Here is a 16,489-nt window from a genome sequence, read left to right as displayed (position 1 = left end):
GAAGTGCATTCCCTGTGATTCAGCTGGAGAGCACGCGCTTCCGCGCGAGGCCCGGTCGTCCTCACAATCCCTGGCGGGTTTCGATCATAGCGCGGACAGCCTCGCGCAAATCGGCGCGCGAGGCGTCGCGCGAATAGAACATGTGGCCGCCGGGGAACACCTGCAGCTTCACCCGCCCAGGATCGCCCAAGGCGGGGAGTTGATCGAGGAGAAGCCTGGTCTCGAAATACGGCGTGACGAGATCGGTGAACCCGTGTGCGACGATGACCTCGAGGCGTGGGTCGAGCGCGAGCACGTTGCGGAGCTCGCGCATGGATTCGCGGTCGCCGCGACCCTGGCCGTAACTCCAGCGTCGGTTGACCTCTTCGTTCAACAGGAAATAGCGCCCTTCGGGCCGCCAATTCAGGTCGCTCGCATATTGACTGAGCATGGCACTGGTCAGGGGGGCGGTGATCGCGCCCAGCACGGCGTCCGGTACCCTGCCGCGCGCGGCTTCGGGATCGGGATCGAGGGTAGCGACATTTCCGTCATAAGGACTACCGACCAGCCCCTTGCTGCGGTCCAGTTCACGCAAAAAGGTGCCGGCATCGACCTTGCCACCCATGCGCTCCACGAGAGCCCGGTCGAGCCCAGTCAGCGCTGAGACCCTGTCGGTCAGTCGTTTGGTCGCGCCGCTGTCGCGTGGCCCCTTCAGGAGATCGGCGAGATAGTCGCCGCCGGCGTAGCTTTCGGCCTCTGCCAGGGCCTGGCGCGAGAGTTTGCCTTCGCGCTCCAGCTTCACTGCAGCCATCGTCGGCAGCGATACCACCCAGCGAAGCGGCGAACTGCCGGCGTCGCGCTGGTAGGTGAAGTCGAGCACCGGGGAGAGCATCACGATGCCGGAGACGCCGACACCGTCGCCGGTCTGCAACTCGCTGGCGACTTTGGGTGCGCGGAACCCGCCATAGCTCTCGCCGACGAGGAATTTCGGTGAAGCGAGGCGGTCGTTCAACCGCAGCCAGTTGGTGACGAAGCGTGAGAGCGACTTGTAGTCTCCCTCGACCGACCAGAGCAGTCCGCGTGCGTCGTCATTGCCGGCGGCGAAGCGGCTGAAACCCGTGCCCACCGGGTCGATGAAGACGAGATCGGTGAAGTCGAGCCAGGTATCGGCATTGTCGACGATGAGGGGCGGCATGGACGGCGCGTCGCCCTGCCGGCCGAAAGGCAGCCGCTTAGGTCCCATCAGGCCGAGATTGAGATAGGCCGAGGCGGCACCAGGACCACCATTGAAGGCAAATGTAACCGGGCGCGACGAGGCGGGGACGCCCAGGCCCCGGTCGAGCACATAGGCGATATAGGCGATTTCGGCGAGTTTGCGGCCGGACTGATCACTGACCGGCAGGGAGCCGGCGGTGGCCGTATAGCGCAGCGTACGACCGGGCAGGATCAATTCGTGGCGCGTGACGGAAGGCTGCGGCAGGGGCACGCCCTGGCCGGTCGCTGGACGGGAATCCTGCCCTTTGCCCTGAGCCTCTGCCGGGCCCTGATCTCGCCGCGCCGGTGCACTCTCCTGCGCCCACGCTTGATCGATGACAGTCAGGGGAAGCGAGAACAGCCCGGCAAGGGCGAATGCTGCTAATGCGCGAAATCTCATGAAGATCCCCAATGACAGGGCCACGAGCTTAAGCTGATCCGGCGCGCAACTTGTCAAACGTCGCATCACGAAGCCGTTAGCATTTTGCACCGACGGTCTTTCTTTGAATCGATGTCTCCCGGCGATGGGCTGGCACCGTACTCCAGTGTGAATGCTGCCGGTCGTGCAATTCGCATCGGTCGGATGCTGGTGGGGCGGCGCCGGCCTCTGGCAATGCCGGCACCCAACTAACCCGGCATGTCGACAGACTGAGTCACCGGCCGCTCATGGAGTGCGGCTCAGGGAACATCATTCCTCTTCGGCCGTATATGATGTGACCTCTTCGGGGTATGATCGATGAAGCACATTGATCTGCGCATGACGACCTTGGTCGTTCTTCTTGGACTCGGTGCAGCCCCGGCGTTGGCTCTCACAGCCGATCAGGTCAACGCTGCGACATTTGCGGCGTGGACGCACCCCAAAGCGACCGGACCCGATCCGTTCATCGTGAAGGCCCAGGCCCTGCTCAGTCGGCGCAGCATCTCACCGGGTGAGATCGACGGCGCCGATGGCGAGAACTTCCGCAAGGCCGTCGGGCAGTTTCGGCGACAGGAGAAACTCGGGGAAGGCGACGATCTGGACGAGGGCGTCTGGCTCAGCCTCAGGGGCGATACCGTTCAGGATGTCATAGTCGAATACAAACTGTCCGAAAGAGATACGGAATACGATTTCGCGGACGCCATCCCCCGCGATTACGCCAAGCAGGCAAGAATGAAGCGGCTCTCCTACACCAGCCCGCAGGAGATGCTCGGCGAACGCTTTCACATGAGTGAAAAGCTGTTGACCGCCCTTAACCCAGGCCAGGGTTTCACCGACGCCGGCAGCGGAATTTACGTCACCTCCGCCGGACGTTCGCTCCAGAGGGGCGCCGCCAAACGGGTGGATGTCGTCAAGAGCACGGGAATGGTGGTCGTCTATGGCGAAGGCGAGACGATCCTTGCCAGCTATCCGGCAACGATCGGAAGCAGCGACACTCCTTCTTTGACCGGCCATTACACGGTTAAACGCATCGCGCGGAACCCGAGATACACTTACGATCCCGACAAGAACTTCCAGCAGGGCAAGAACGAAGAAACCCTCGTCCTGCCGCCCGGGCCCAATGGTCCGGTGGGAACCATCTGGATCGCATTGTCGGAGCCGACATTCGGCATTCACGGAACGCCGGAACCATCACGGGTCAGCAAGACGACGTCACATGGCTGCGTGAGATTGACCAACTGGGACGCGGAGGAACTGGCCGACCTCGTGCGCCCCGGTGTGCCGGTGCAGTTCCTGGATTGAAATCGTGAGAACCCGCCAGGGCCGGCATGACCTTGCGGTAATAGCGCTGTGCCTCGATCTTTCGCTCCTCATGCTCGGCTTCGCAGCGCTTGCCCGTGATCGCCAAGCCGAGGAGCAAGGCGTCTCTCAACCCGATCCGGCACGCGTTGCCGCACCGCTGCCTCCGCGGCGGCCGTCCGGTTTGACACAGCAGGTTGAGCCGGCAGACGGCAAGGGGGTGAACGAACCGGGCGGGGCGGCGGCTCCGTCGAGCTGCATCAGGACGTTCGAGGAGCGCGGAGGAGGCGTGCTGCCCTCCGGCGGCGCAGGCGCCGGCGAATGCGCGATCGATGACCCGGTTACATTCCAGCAACTGGTCATGCAGGACGGTTCCCGGGTCGAACTGGACAGCGCGATCACTGTACGGTGTCCCTTCGCGCTGGAGCTTCTCGCCTGGGTCCGCGACGATCTCGCTGCGCTGGCCAGCCGGGAGAACGCCCGGATTGCGAAGCTGTCCGGCGTGGGAGGCTATGCCTGCCGGGCGCGAAACGGCGATACGACAGCGCCGATCAGCGAGCACGCGAGCGGCAACGCCTTCGATGTCGGCGGATTGTTGATGCAGGATGGTCGCGCCGTGACATTCGCTGGCAAGGAGCCTCTATCCCGTTCAACGCGCGAAGCCGTGCAGAAGAGCGCCTGTCAACGGTTCACCACCGTGCTCGGGCCGGGAGCCGACAGTTCCCACAAAGACCATCTCCATCTCGACATGCGCCAGCGCCCGCGCGGGTTCCGGATTTGTCAGTGGGTGGTCGAATGAGGCGCTGCCCGTTCTCACTCCCTGTCAGCGCTTACCGGGCTCCTTCGGCGGATAGCTGAGCATGAAGCGCGGACGCCGCTGCAGGTCAGATCGAGCTTGCCTTTGCAGGCGGCGCCGGTGCCGCGTCAGCATCCGGTTGCTCCCAGCCGAAGACACTTCGGCCGCCATACTCAGCGGAGCGGAGTTTCTCCTGCGTGACATACTCTTCCAGCGTCGGGCCGCTGACGACGCGTTCCAGACGCCGGCTTTCCCGGTCCAGCCGCGCGATGGCAGCGAGCTTGTCGTCCTGACCGAGCTTCGCCCGATCGATGGCGGATTTCAGCACCGCGATCGTCTGGTCGTAGACCGTGGTGGGCACGGCGAAGGGCTGTCTGTCCTTGCCGCCATGGGCGAGAGAGAAGCGCGCAGGATCGGCGAACCGGCACGGCGCGCCATGGATCACTTCCGCCACCATCGCGAGCGAACGGACCGTGCGGGCGCCGACGCCGGGCACGAGCAGCAATTCCGAGAAATCGGCGGGAGCGCTGTCAGCGGCTGCGGCGAGCGCGCCATGGAGCCGTCGCGCGATAACGTCCTTGGGTCGGACCTCGTGATGAGCCGGCATGACGAGATGAGGCAGGGAAAGCTGCGCCGGCGACAGGACCGGCGGCGCCCGGTCGCGCTCCAGCGCCGCAAATTCCCTCACGATCCCCGACGGTCCGATGTCGCGCAGCAGATCGATCTGGCCGTTGCGGGAGAGGGCAGCGCGCCTGTCGGTCAGGTTGATGATGCTGCCCTGGTTCTTGCCATCGATGGCGGCATGGGGCGCCTCGACGAAACTGCCCAGCCCTTCAGACTGCCAGTGATAGCGCCGGGCAAGGCCGCCATCGCCATTCATGCCCTGCTGCACCACGACCCAATGGCCGTCATTCCCAACGAAGAAGCCATGGAGATAGAGGTCGAAGCCGTCCTGCACGGCCGCGCTGTCGACCTTGGCGACCAGCCGGCTCGCAGTAGCGAGCGCCTTGCCGTCGAACCCGACCCTTGCGCCAATCTGTTCGAGCTCGGTTGGAGTCTGGCGCGAATGGCTGCCCCGCCCGCCGCAGACATGCAGGCCCAGCTCGCCCGATAGCGGTGTCAGCCCGCGCTTGAGCGCTCCGATCACGCTCGTGGTGATGCCCGACGAGTGCCAGTCCATTCCCATCACCGCCCCGAAGGACTGGAACCAGAATGGATGCGCCAACCGCCGGAGCAACTCGTCGCGGCCATAATGATGGATGATCGCCGCGCAGATGACCGCGCCCAGCTGCGTCATGCGCCGGCCGAGCCAGGCGGGCACGCGGCCATGGTGGAGCGGAAGGTCGGCGCTGCCGGATCGCCGGGTCATGGCGAAGTCTCGCGAACGAAAGAGGAACGATTGATATAGCCCGGTCCTTTCCCGCCTTCTACAGAAATCGATCCTCGTCGAGGCGGCTGGTCCTGTTTTTCCCGTGCGTACGACCGCCGGACGTCCCCGTGCTCGACAAAATTCCGCTCAAATTCTGGCTATCTCGGCTGCAACCAACTTACCAATCCCCGGCAGGAAGCCGTCATCCTCTGCGATGGCTTCGCCCTGGGTGAAGACGGTCAGGATGAAGTCCTCGCCGCCAGGCAGGATCGCCCGGATCGTGTCGTGACGGCGAAATTCGGCGCGTGCATCGCCCAGCCAGCGGGTCCGTCCGGCCTTGGACCAGATCCGCGAACCGTCCGGCAGGCCGCCGCCGAGATATCCGAGCAGTTGATAGGCGCCGCGGCTTCGGTCCGGACTCGCCTGGTCGCGAATGAGGTGGTCGCGCACCCGCTTCAGGCGAGCTTCCGGCAACAGCGAGGATCCATAGAAGATCTCTGACATCAGACGCGCCATTGCGATCGGGGTCAGGCGGTTGTGGCCGATGGGAGAGAGATCGAGCCCGATCTTCTCGCGGCCGTAGCGCAAATCATCCATCAGCTTCTGGTCGAGATTGATGTCGATCAGCTCGGGCCAACCCAAACCGGCGAAGAAGCGGTTGATCTCCTGGCGGCGCTCGCACCAATCGGCCAGGGCCTCCCCCTTCAGTAATGTGTCGCCGGTCGTGCCGGTGAGCAGGTCGATGATGTAGTTCGTTGCCGAATTGGACGACCAGAGGATCATGTCGCGCATCGCGCGGTCGAGTTCCCCGTGTTCGGTCAGCCGTCCCTCGGCGAGGGCCGCCTGTGCCGCGACGAGGTGAAAGACCTTGACCAGAGAACATGGATAGCTCCGCCAGTTGGCATGGCGGGCAGTTCCAATCGGGCGCTCGCCAACAGGTTGCGGGCGCAGCAGAACATAGGCGAACTGGTCCAGCGGGACACCCCGGCCGGAATAGATCGACGACGCATGCGCCTCGATGGCGCGGCCGATCCGCTGCAGGTCTGTATCGTCGCGAAAAAAGCTCATGATGTCCTCATGGCGCAGGCATCGGCCGTGCAGGAAAAGGTCAGCCCTTCGGGCGCAAGGCGGTGTCGAGCCCCTCGCCGATCAGGGCGAAGGTCACACCGGTATAGATGATGGCGAGACCCGGGCAGGTCGCGATCCACCAGGCGTCGAACAGGAACTCGCGGCCATCCGAGATCATCAGGCCCCATTCCGGCGTTGGCGGCTGGATGCCGAGGCCGAGGAAGCTGAGCGAGGTCACGGCCAGGATCGTCAGGACGACATCCGCCATCGCATAGACGATTGCCGGGGTCACGGCGTTGGGCAGGACATGCCTGGCAACGATGTGCCGGTCGGTACCGCCGAAACTGCGCGCGGCCTGGACGAATTCGAGTTCGCGCAGCACCAGCACCTCGCCCCGGACAATGCGGGCAAACGAGATCCAGTTCACCAGCAGAAAGGCGAGATAGAGGTTGAATTCCCCGGGACCCAGCACGCCGACGATGGCGATCACCAGGACATGGAAGGGGAAGGCCCAGAAGATGTCGGTGATGCGCATGATCACGGTATCGACGCGCCCGCCGACATAGCCGGAGAGCGCGCCGATCGTCGCGCCCAGGATGGCTGGCGCCGCGACGCAGATCAGTGCCACCCTCAGATCGACGAGTCCGCCCGCCATCACCCGCGAGGCGACATCCCGCCCGAGATCGTCCGTGCCGAACCAGTGGCTCAGCGAAGGCGGCTGCAGCGTGTTGCCGTAGTCGATGCGGAAGGGATCATGTGGTGTCCAGACTTGCCCCAGCCCGACGAACAGGCTCAGCAGGGCGAGCATTGCAAGGCCGATCAGCAGCGTCGGATTGAGGCGGCGCAATCGCGTCATGGTTCAATCCAGCCTGATGCGCGGGTCGGCCAGCGCGTAGGCGATATCCGTCGCCAGGTTGATCAGGACCACGAGCACGGCAAAGACGATGGTCAGGCCCTGGATCATCGGGTAGTCGCGGGCGAAGATCGACTCGACGAAGAGCGAGCCGAGCCCGGGCAGGGCGAAGACCGTTTCGATCACAACCGTGCCACCGATGATCCAGCTCGTATGTGCGCCGAGCACCGAGATCGAGCTGATCAGGGCATTCGGCAGGACGTGCACGCGCATCGTGCGGTTGGTGCCGTTACCCTTGGCCCGGGCCGTGGTGACATAATCCGAGCCGAGCACGTTCAGAATGCCGCTGCGCAGGCTGCGGATCGTCAGGGATGCCGTCGCGAGCGCAATCACCAGGGCGGGAAGCGTCAGATGATGCAGCCGCGAAAGGAAGCCCTCTCCGTATCCGGAGGTCGGGAACAGCGGCAGCCAGATCGCGAGCATTACGACAAGGACCAGCCCCAGCCAGAATGAGGGGATGGCGAGAAGGATGGTGAAGACGAGTTTGATCAGGACATCCACCGGCTTGTCCCGCTCGACCGCCGAGAGCAGGGCAAGAGGAACGGTGAGGATGACGGCAATGATGGTCGAATAGGCAACGAGCCACAGCGTCGCCGGCAGGCGCTCGAGCACGAGTTCTGAGACCGCACGGCCATGCACCACCGAACGGCCGAGGGTCCCTGAACCGATATCGCCGAGGAACAGCCAATATTGTCGCCACAGGGGCAGGTCGAGTCCGAGGCGCTGCTTCAGCAGCGCAACCTCCTCGGGGCCGCCGCGCGCGCCAAGCAACAGCGTTGCCGGATCCCCCGGCAGCGCGCGCAGCAGGAAGAAGCAGGCCAGCGTGATGCCAAGCAGCACCGGCACCAGCTGGAACAGCCGTTTGAAGATGTAACCGACCATGATGAGCGACTGAAGGACGAGGCGGCCCCGCAGGGCCGCCGGCACCTCACTTCAGCTTGACGTCCTCCAGGCGAAAATTGGAGGTCGGGAGGACTTCGAAGCCTTCGACATTGCTGCGATAGGCGTAGGACGTGCCGGGATAGAACAGGAAGACCGACGGCGCGCCGTCATGCGCGAGCTTGATCATCTCCTTGAACATCGCACCGCGCTCCGGGCCGTCGGCCGTAACGCGCTCCTTTTCGTAGAGTTCGTTGACCCGCTCGCTCTTCCATTCCGTGTGGTAGGCATTGGCGCGCTCGGGATTGACGATCAGGAAGCCGGCGAGCTGATCGGGATCGATCGTATCGCTCGACGCATAGGAAACCGCCATCTCATAATCGCCCGCCTTGGTTGTCGACCAATGCGTGCCGCCCTCGACCAGCTTGATCTCGGCCGTCACGCCGACCTGCGCCAGGGCGCTCTGCATCGCCTGCCCGAGCTGGCGGTGCAGCGGACGCCCCGAGTGGATCAGCAGCGAGGTCTTGAAGCCGTCCGCGTAGCCGGCTTCCTTCAGCAAGGCCTTCGCCTTGGCGACATCGTGGGAATAGGGCTTCAGCGTCGCATCGGCATAGGCCATGGGCGGCATCGGCGAATTCGCGACCTTGCCGGTTCCATAGAGCAGCGCCTTGACCAGGCCTTCCTTGTCGACGGCATAGTTCAGCGCCTGACGGACACGGACATCGTCGAAGGGCTTCTTCTTCGTGTTCATCATCACGAAGTCGCTGCGCAGGACATCGGCAACAGCAGTCTTGATCGCCCCCGAACGGCTGAGGCTCTGCAACTGGTTGAGCGGGATTTCCAGTGCGACATCGATCTCACCGGCCTGCAGTTTCAGGACGCGGCTGTTGCCTTCGGGAATGACAAGGAGCTCGGCGCCGTCGAGGTCGGGCTTGCCGGCCTGCCAGTAGGACGCGTTCTTCTTCAGCGAAAGCCCCTGGCCCTTGTTCCAGGCGGCAACCGTGAAGGGGCCCGAGCCGATCGGCTTCTCGAAAAAGCGGTCGGGCGCCGCCTCAAAAGCCTTCTGCGGCAGGATGGCGGAAGAGAACAAGGCCAGGTTGTTCAGAAGCGGCGTGAAGGTCTTCTTGAGCGTGAGGATCACCGTGCGTTCGTCCGGTGTCTCGATCGTCTCGATGCCGGAGAAGAAGCGCTTCCAGTTGCTCGCATCGCTGCCGGCCCGCTTCAGCGAGAACGCCACATCTGCGGACGTGACCGGTGCGCCGTCGGAGAACTTCGCTTCGCGCAGCTTGAATGTGTAGGTCGTGCCGTCGGCACTGACCTGCCAGCTCTCGGCGAGCCCAGGCGCGAGCTTGGTGGCATCCTTGCTTGGGCGGAGCAGGGTGTCGAAAATCAGGAGTTGCGCGAAGATCGAAGCGTTGTCGCTGGTCGCGATCGGGTCGAGCGAGACGAGATCCTGCGTCTGCGCCAGCCTCAGCACGCCCTTGGCAAGGGCGGGGGAAGCGAAGCCGCCCATCACAGGCGTCATTACAGCGAGCGCAAGCGCGGCAGCCGAAGCCATCGAACGAAATCTGGTCATCGCGATCCCCTGTGGCGCCGGTTCTATGCCGACGATGGCCGGCATCCTTTCATGTGCCTCCTAGTCTTGCTAATGAAAGATTTGGCAAGATCTTCAACCAGATGGAATAGGGTGCGTCATGAAGCTCTCCTCACTGCAGGTCCTCGACGCCTTCGTCCGGCTCGGCGGGACCGGTGAGGCGGCGCAAGGGCTCGAGATGAGCCAGTCGGCCGTGATCAAGGCGTTGAGGCTTGCCGAGTTCGAACTCGGCTTGAACCTCGTCACGACCTTGCAGGGCCGCTTGATGCCGACGCCTGAGGCGCAGGCCCTGACCCAGCGGGCTCAGCCGGCTTTCGCTGCGCTCAGGCGGGCTCGCCATGAGGCCGACATGATGCGGGTCGGCATGGTCGACCGCCTCCGGATCGTGACGGTGCCGGGACTGGCCCACAGCATCTTGCCGCCGGCGATCACGGCAGTCCGCCGCGCCATCGGCGACGCAGCCCCGGTCGAGATCATGTTCGATCATGTCGCCGCCCATCTCGCGGCGGGAGACGCCGATCTTGCGATCACCTACGGGCCCCTGCCGAACGAAGGGCTGCGGAATATCACGCTGCAGGAAAGTCCGCTTGTCTGCGTGTTCTTTCAGACAGATCCATTGGCTGCGCGAGACGAAATCGGCCTTGAGGACCTCGCGGGGCGTCGGCTGATCAGCTATGGGCCGGATGGTTTCAGCAGTGCCGACAGCTTTCAGCAGGCTCTTACCAAAACGGGCCTTGCTTCGCGTATCTCGATCACCGTCCGCCATACCGATTCGGCTTGCCATCTCGTGCGCGAGGGCTGCGGCGTCGCGATCGTCGATGGCTTCGTGATCAGCAGCGGATTGACCGAGGGGTTGGCCGTGCGCCCGCTGCGCGCCAGTCCGGCCGTCATCGCCTATGCGCACCATCGGGAAGACTCGCACCTGCAGCACTCCGGGCGGGTCCTGATCACCTGTTTGATGGAGCCTGCGCCGTGAGCGAACTCACTCCGACCCAGGCCCGCATCCTGCTTGCGGTGCATCGCTTCGGCACCACGATCGAGGCCGCGCGCGCGTTCAACCTGACCCAATCAGCCATCAGCAAGATCGTGGCGAGGAGCGAACGAAGCCTCGGCGTGCCGGTCTTCGAGCGGCGCGATGGCAGGCTGATACTCCGGTCGGAAGCGAGGGAACTGATGGCGAGCCTGAGCACGGTCGAGGCTGAGTGGCGCAACTTGCGAGACACCGTCGCGGATCTGCGTTCCGGGCACGCTCTTCCACTGCGCATCGCCGCGACACCCAGCATCGGACAGGGACTGGTTGCAGGTGCGCTGCGCAATCTTCTGGCGACCCATCCTGATGCGCGGGCCGAACTGATCATGGGCAATCCGGTCGCCGAACTTTCGAACGGGACAGCCGATATCGGCTTCATGTTCTCGCCCCGCGTGAGCGACGACATCGCCCTGACACCGCTGGCCGAGGGCGCGATCGTTGCCCTGGTCCGCAAGGATGACCCTCTCGCGGCACGGGGCAGCGTCGATCTTGCCGAACTCGCCGGGCGCCGGCTCCTCTGCTTCGATCGGGAGTCGTCGCCGCTCGGCTGGCTGATCGCCAAGGCGCATGAAGAGGCCGGGCTGGACTACGCCCCGTTCATGACGGCTCCCTACAGCATCACCGTCGCACATTTGCTGGCCCGCGACGGCGATGTCTCACTCGTCGACAGCATGCTGTTCGAAGCGCAGCGGTTCGAGGGTCTCATCCAACTGCAGATCACGCCGCGCATCCCGATCACGATATGCATGATGACCGCCCGCAGCCGTCCGCTGTCTCACCTGGCAGCACGCATGGTCGAGATCATCACGGGCGCATGATGTCCTGAACTCGCCTCGATCATCGCCCCCATCGCTGCTGCCAGGCATTGGCCGCCAGGGCGCCGACGCATTCGATCAGCGGAGTGGGCACGCCCGTCCTGCGACCGAGTTCCACAACAGCTCCCACAATTGCGCCAAGCTCGAGCGGGCGCCCCGCCTCCATGTCCTGCAGCATCGAGGTTTTCACACCGATCAATGTCGGAGGCAGTTCGAGGCGTGCTTCGAGCTCCGGCAGATTCGCGATTCCGAGCGCGGCGGCAACCGCGACGCATTCCGCCATGATCGACTTTGCGATGGCCCTGACCCCAGGATCTCCGACGATCTTGTCGACCGTCGCCCCCGTCACGGCCGAAAGCGGATTATAGGCCGCGTTGCCGAGCAGCTTTTGCCAGACTTCAGTCCGGATATCCTCGCTCTGCTCGCCATCGACCCCGCCCGCTCTCAAGAAGGCGACGACGTCTGCCAGCCTGCCGCCATGCGGCTTCAATGGCTCGCCGACAACAAGGCGCTTTCTGCCGTTCCAGGCGATGACGTTCGGCGCGGGGCGGTTCGCACCGATATAGACGACGCAGCCGAGAACCTGCCCGGCAGGAACCGACGCCTCGATCGCACCGCTCGCATCGACCGCGGCGAGTCTCCGGTCGCCGAACTCGGGGCCCAAGCCTTGCAGATACCACCAGGGAATGCCGTTCAGCATCGGCAGCACGATCGTCGATGGCCCGATCAGCGGTTTGACGGCATCGAGACCGCTCGCCCAGTCATGTGCCTTGAAGCCGACCAGAACGAGATCCTGGACACCTGCGGAGGCTGCATCGGCAGCAACCTGTACGTCTACCGTTTCGGTGCCTGAGGGAGATTGGAGCGTCAGGCCCTCGGCTGCGAGCAGAGCAGCGGTCTGAGCGCGAGCGATGATAACGGGCCGCAGACCTGCCTGGGCCATATGCCAGGCAACAACCCCGCCGATCGCTCCAGCTCCAACGATTGCAACGCGCATGTTTGTGCTCACCTATCGACGATGCCACGACTATAGGGGAGAGCGCTCGGTGCGAAAGCGCAGGGCGGGCTTGGCTTGACTGCCCGGTGGACATGGGTGGCGAGTCTCCCCCCAAATTCCGAGGCTGGAGACTAGGTCTCTAGGGATGCAGATACGTTGCGCATCGCGTAGGTCAAACAGGCGTTGCTCATGCCGCGCAGGCTCGTCTCGACTTTATCAGCCAGGACCGTTGCCTGGAGTTCTGTTGCGAGACCCGCGTTCGGCGACAAGCTGCCAAGGATGATGACCGTGGATGGCAGTCTGCGGCGAAGGCGCTTGATGGCGTATTTCATATGAGCGGAGCTCGTGCCGTCGAGATAGCACAGACAGATCAGGGCGGGTTGATCCGCCGCCAGCGCGGCGAGGTTATTCGTCGAGAGCGTGTCTGCAGGCAGCACGCGGGCAGTGAGCCCATGCTTGCCGAGGATCTGCGTCAGCATCAGGGCTGCAGCTTCATCGAGCTCCGACTGCGCGGCGACGCAAACCACCCGGTCCTCACCTCGGAAAGCCTCACCCAGGTTTTCCGGTGCCAGAATCGGCAGGTCGGCTGAACCTTCGGCCTCGTCGGTTTCAGCGATCGCTGCTTCTGCCTCGGGGTCGTTGGTCATTTCTCCGACTGCAGGATTGCGGTCATCATGGTCGGCGAGGTCATCGACGACTTCACGCACCGTTTCGAGGATCCGTGTCTGCCGTGTTGCATCAAGGACGCCGCGTGCCGCGTCGCTGGCTGCGAGTCGCAGACCTTCCAGGGCGACTTCGTCATAGTAGACGGAGAGGGAGCGCTCCTTGAGAACCTCTTCGGCCTTGTCAGCTGCCTCAGCGGGATCCCCGGCGAGCACACGCTGGTAGAAGATCTCGGGAGCAGACAGCGCCGGCCGATCCCCCAAGAGGACATCGAGAAATTCGAGCCGCTCGACATGACGGCCCAGGACCACGAGGCAAACGGTCAGCGGGGTTGCAAGGACCAATCCGATGGGCCCCCACAACCACGTCCAGAACGTGGCCGCAACGACGATTGCGACAGGCGAAAGGCCGGTCGAGCGGCCATAGACCAGCGGTTCGACCACATGACCGGCGAGCGGCTCTGCAACCAGAAATAATGCGGCGGTCCAGGCCAGCATGGTCCAGCCGGGATCGACGGATGCTGCGATCACCATCGGGAAAATCGCGGCGAGAATAGCGCCGAGATAGGGAATGAATCGAAGGATGGCGGAGAGAATGCCCCAAAGCAGGGCGCTCGGAACGCCGATCAGCCAGAGTCCGGTCCCGATCACGAGACCGAAGCCAGCATTGAGGACCAGCTGGGTCAGGAACAGCCGGCTAAGGCGACGAGCGGCGTCGTCAAATGCAGCCGTGGTCTTCTGTAGATCATAGGTTCCCGTTAGCCGGATGAACCTGTTCCTCAGATCCTCACGCTGCAGAAGGATGAAAACGACGAAGATCACGACGATTCCGGTCGTTGTCAGTGGATGGATCAGAGGCGTGAGAAAGGCCCTCAATGTCTCCAACGCGCCCGGCTCCGGTTGATGAACCTCGACAGGGATTGGCCGCGCGTCGGGGGGGCGGACCGAGGGCGCCAGGGGCGATGCATCCTTCGCCTGGGGCTTGTCGAGTTCCTTGCCGAGATCCTGCAGGACGTCGGCTGCGCGAGAGAGAACACCGCTGCCTGGGCCGGCTCCGCGGAGCGACGCGATCTTCTCACGCATCGTGCTCTGATAAACCGGGAGATCTCCGGCGAGCTGGGTCGCCTGACCGACCATGGCCATCGTCAAGGCGCCCAGCGCCGAGAAGGCGATGAGAACGACAGTGATGACGGCGAGCGAACGGGGAACCCGAAGTTTCTGGAGTCCTTTGACGAGCGGCGCGAGAACAAAACTGAACAGGATCGCGAGAGCAATCGGTACGAAGACATCGCGACCGAGATAGAGCGCGGTCACGATCAAGGCTCCAATGGCAACATTGCCAAGGCCACCATCGATCGCCCGAGCGGGCACTGCCCGGGCGGGCGCGAGAGTGGCGATCGGACGCATGAAGTGGTTTTCCTCGGCCACGATTCACCCACTCAGCGGTAGTAGGGGCGCGCTGTTGGTCATTGGTGGCTGAACGGGAGATCGACCCTGATGTTCCAATAGGTCTGCCGGTCTACCTGTCTCCCAGTATCAGAGACCGATCTCGAACGTGCCGAGGCCCGGCCGGGCGCGAGAACGGCGGGTGACTGGTCCGTCTCCCAACGAGCCAGGCTTCGCTACGTTAACGAGCCTGGGGAACTCCGTCCTTCGCGCGGCGGGAGTTGGCTAGCCGCGTACGGTCCTTGCCGAGACCGGTTGCTTCGAGAAGCCCCTTCCGCTTTGCATCGTAATAGTATCCGTTCCGATAGTAGCGGTCGGCACGGACCTGGTCGCGATCGGCCACGAGCCAAGCTCCCCGGAGATATTTGAGCCCGTAGGTGAGATTGACTTCGGGATCGAGCAATCCATTTGCCGGGCCGGCATAACCCATGCTCCGCGCTGTCGCGTGCTTGATCTGCATCAGGCCCAAATGGCCATTCTTCTGGGCGGTCGGGCGATAGTTGCTTTCGCGCTTGACGATTCGACGGACCCAATCCGCTGGGAGTTCGTAATGCGCGGAATGTTGTTCAATGAGCCTGTCAATTCCCGCGCGGTCCGAGGCCGGTTGCGGGTCACCGGGCTGTTCGCCGGAGTAAGCGAGCGGTTTCGCAGCCTCCAAGGAGGCGTCGTCTGTGAGAGTGCATCCTCCAAGCCCCCCAGACAGCAGGATGATCCCGGCTGCAACAAGACGTCTTTGCCACGACAATCTGGCCTCCATCAGCTGATGAACCTGCTTACGGGGACGCCAACAACTCATGATCCTAGGCTCAACTTACCCCAGGCTCCAAAGTACGCGGACTTGCGGCAACTCTGCGGCGGACGATCTGGACACGTGACGGGTGGCTTCCCCAATGACGCTCGATATTTGGTTCGGGGATTTGGTGGGGCGGAACCAGCCGGAGCGTTCGACGTCAGCTACCCCACCAGTGTCATCCCGCCAGCGTCGGCAGGACTGCGGAGCAGATTGATGAAGCAATCGGGCAGTCACCCATTGGCCGGGAAGGGGGCAGCGAAAAAGCTGGTTGGCGAACCAGGAGCGCCCATGTGCACGCGCCCTGACGGCGGCTGCGTCAGGTCCTTGTTTCTTCTAGCTTAATTCCACCAGGAAAAGCCTGGTGGAGCTGAGGGGATTCGAACCCCTGACCTCTGCAGTGCGATTGCAGCGCTCTCCCATCTGAGCTACAGCCCCAAGGCGCTGGCCTTCTAGGCCTTGCGTCGCGTGAATGTCAATCGCCTGCGCCGGGAGTTTTTCGGCGAGGGCGAAATCTTTCCGCGTCACCAGCCTGAAGACGACAAGAGGAATGTCGATGCGTGCCGTTCTCGACGTGGTGATGCTCGCGCTGAACATCTACACTTGGCTCCTCATCATATCAGCGGTTTTGAGTTGGCTGATCGCCTTCAACGTCGTCAATACCCGGAATCAGTTCGTCTCCTCGGTCTGGGATTTCCTCTACCGGGTGACCGAGCCGGCGCTCAGGCCGATCCGGAACATGCTGCCCAATCTTGGCGGCATCGACATTTCGCCGATCATCCTGTTGCTGATCATCTTCTTCATCGAGCGCGTGATCGAGCGTTATCTGTACCCTGCAGTATTCTGAGATGGCCGTTCCCTGGACGGCAACGCCCGGGGGATTGCGGCTGAGCGTCAGGCTCACCCCGCGCGGCGGGCGCGACGGGGTCGACGGCATCGAGGTCCTCGCGGACGGCCGCGCCGTGCTCAAGGCACGGGTGCGGGCCGCGCCAGCGAGGGGGAGGCCAACGCGGCACTGGTCGCCTTGCTGGCGCGCAGCCTGTCGGTCTCCCGTTCTGCGGTGACACTGGCCGCCGGAAGCACGGCGCGGCTCAAGACTCTGCTGATTGCGGGGGAAGCCGACCGGCTCGCCGAGCGGCTGGAGCAGCTTCTCGCGTCGGACTAGGGCGTCTTCGCGCCT

General features: G+C 63.8%; 14 protein-coding genes, 1 tRNA gene and 1 pseudogene. 6 read left to right on the top strand and 10 right to left on the bottom strand.

What is annotated here, in order from left to right; translation table 11 throughout:
- Positions 1-61: 61 nt before the first annotated feature.
- Positions 62-1,633 (bottom strand): S10 family peptidase, encoded by a 1,572-nt coding sequence (locus AB4099_RS28820; RefSeq protein ID WP_441480621.1) that lies wholly within the window; start codon positions 1,631-1,633, stop codon positions 62-64.
- A 336-nt stretch (positions 1,634-1,969) separates the two neighbouring features.
- Between AB4099_RS28820 and AB4099_RS28815 the strand changes: the two genes are divergently transcribed.
- Complete coding sequence (locus AB4099_RS28815; RefSeq protein WP_441480620.1) at positions 1,970-2,953, top strand: L,D-transpeptidase; 984 nt, start codon at positions 1,970-1,972, stop codon at positions 2,951-2,953.
- Between the two features lie 4 nt (positions 2,954-2,957).
- Entirely contained in the window at positions 2,958-3,749 is a 792-nt protein-coding gene (locus AB4099_RS28810) for an extensin-like domain-containing protein (RefSeq protein ID WP_441480619.1), read from the top strand.
- An 85-nt stretch (positions 3,750-3,834) separates the two neighbouring features.
- On the opposite strand, the gene AB4099_RS28805 is transcribed toward AB4099_RS28810, so the two are convergent.
- The 5 genes from AB4099_RS28805 to AB4099_RS28785 all read right to left on the bottom strand — a co-directional run bounded on the left by AB4099_RS28805 (position 3,835) and on the right by AB4099_RS28785 (position 9,551).
- Entirely contained in the window at positions 3,835-5,115 is a 1,281-nt protein-coding gene (locus AB4099_RS28805) for a DUF763 domain-containing protein (protein WP_441480618.1), read from the bottom strand.
- 147 nt (positions 5,116-5,262) lie between these two features.
- A complete protein-coding gene (locus tag AB4099_RS28800) occupies positions 5,263-6,183 on the bottom strand; it encodes a serine hydrolase (RefSeq protein WP_441480617.1) in 921 nt (306 codons plus the stop codon).
- A 40-nt stretch (positions 6,184-6,223) separates the two neighbouring features.
- Positions 6,224-7,039 carry an ABC transporter permease gene (locus AB4099_RS28795; protein WP_441480616.1) on the bottom strand — a complete coding sequence of 272 codons (816 nt, stop codon included), beginning with the start codon at positions 7,037-7,039 and terminating at the stop codon, positions 6,224-6,226.
- 3 nt (positions 7,040-7,042) lie between these two features.
- Positions 7,043-8,023, bottom strand: coding sequence for an ABC transporter permease (locus AB4099_RS28790; protein WP_441480615.1), 981 nt, complete (start codon positions 8,021-8,023; stop codon positions 7,043-7,045).
- Between the two features lies 1 nt (position 8,024).
- Complete coding sequence (locus tag AB4099_RS28785; protein ID WP_441480614.1) at positions 8,025-9,551, bottom strand: ABC transporter substrate-binding protein; 1,527 nt, start codon at positions 9,549-9,551, stop codon at positions 8,025-8,027.
- 118 nt (positions 9,552-9,669) lie between these two features.
- Here AB4099_RS28785 and AB4099_RS28780 point away from each other — a divergent pair, with 118 nt between their 5' ends.
- Both AB4099_RS28780 and AB4099_RS28775 read left to right on the top strand, forming a co-directional pair.
- On the top strand, positions 9,670-10,545 hold the full coding sequence (locus tag AB4099_RS28780) for a LysR family transcriptional regulator (protein ID WP_113517181.1): 876 nt from the start codon (positions 9,670-9,672) through the stop codon (positions 10,543-10,545).
- The gene (locus AB4099_RS28775; RefSeq protein ID WP_162768314.1) at positions 10,542-11,417 is read left to right on the top strand and encodes a LysR family transcriptional regulator; all 876 of its coding nucleotides are present in this window, start codon (positions 10,542-10,544) and stop codon (positions 11,415-11,417) included. Before AB4099_RS28780 ends, AB4099_RS28775 begins: the two co-directional genes overlap by 4 nt.
- 19 nt (positions 11,418-11,436) lie before the next feature.
- Here the strand turns inward: AB4099_RS28775 and AB4099_RS28770 are convergent, their stop codons facing one another.
- The 4 genes from AB4099_RS28770 to AB4099_RS28755 all read right to left on the bottom strand — a co-directional run bounded on the left by AB4099_RS28770 (position 11,437) and on the right by AB4099_RS28755 (position 15,747).
- Positions 11,437-12,411 carry a ketopantoate reductase family protein gene (locus AB4099_RS28770; RefSeq protein ID WP_113517179.1) on the bottom strand — a complete coding sequence of 325 codons (975 nt, stop codon included), beginning with the start codon at positions 12,409-12,411 and terminating at the stop codon, positions 11,437-11,439.
- 131 nt (positions 12,412-12,542) lie between these two features.
- The gene (locus AB4099_RS28765; RefSeq protein WP_441480613.1) at positions 12,543-14,480 is read right to left on the bottom strand and encodes an AI-2E family transporter; all 1,938 of its coding nucleotides are present in this window, start codon (positions 14,478-14,480) and stop codon (positions 12,543-12,545) included.
- Between the two features lie 220 nt (positions 14,481-14,700).
- Complete coding sequence (locus tag AB4099_RS28760) at positions 14,701-15,315, bottom strand: transglycosylase SLT domain-containing protein (protein ID WP_441480612.1); 615 nt, start codon at positions 15,313-15,315, stop codon at positions 14,701-14,703.
- A 356-nt stretch (positions 15,316-15,671) separates the two neighbouring features.
- Positions 15,672-15,747: transfer RNA gene (locus tag AB4099_RS28755), tRNA-Ala, on the bottom strand.
- A gap of 118 nt (positions 15,748-15,865) precedes the next feature.
- Here AB4099_RS28755 and AB4099_RS28750 point away from each other — a divergent pair.
- Positions 15,866-16,156 carry a YggT family protein gene (locus tag AB4099_RS28750; protein ID WP_113517231.1) on the top strand — a complete coding sequence of 97 codons (291 nt, stop codon included), beginning with the start codon at positions 15,866-15,868 and terminating at the stop codon, positions 16,154-16,156.
- A gap of 1 nt (position 16,157) precedes the next feature.
- A pseudogene (locus tag AB4099_RS28745) lies at positions 16,158-16,474 on the top strand (DUF167 family protein).
- The last annotated feature ends 15 nt before the right edge of the window (positions 16,475-16,489 follow it).

The organism is Allobosea sp. 2KB_26 (assembly GCF_052115715.1).
In the GTDB taxonomy this organism is placed as follows: domain Bacteria; phylum Pseudomonadota; class Alphaproteobacteria; order Rhizobiales; family Beijerinckiaceae; genus Allobosea.
This window is presented reverse-complemented; position numbering and strand designations above follow the sequence as displayed.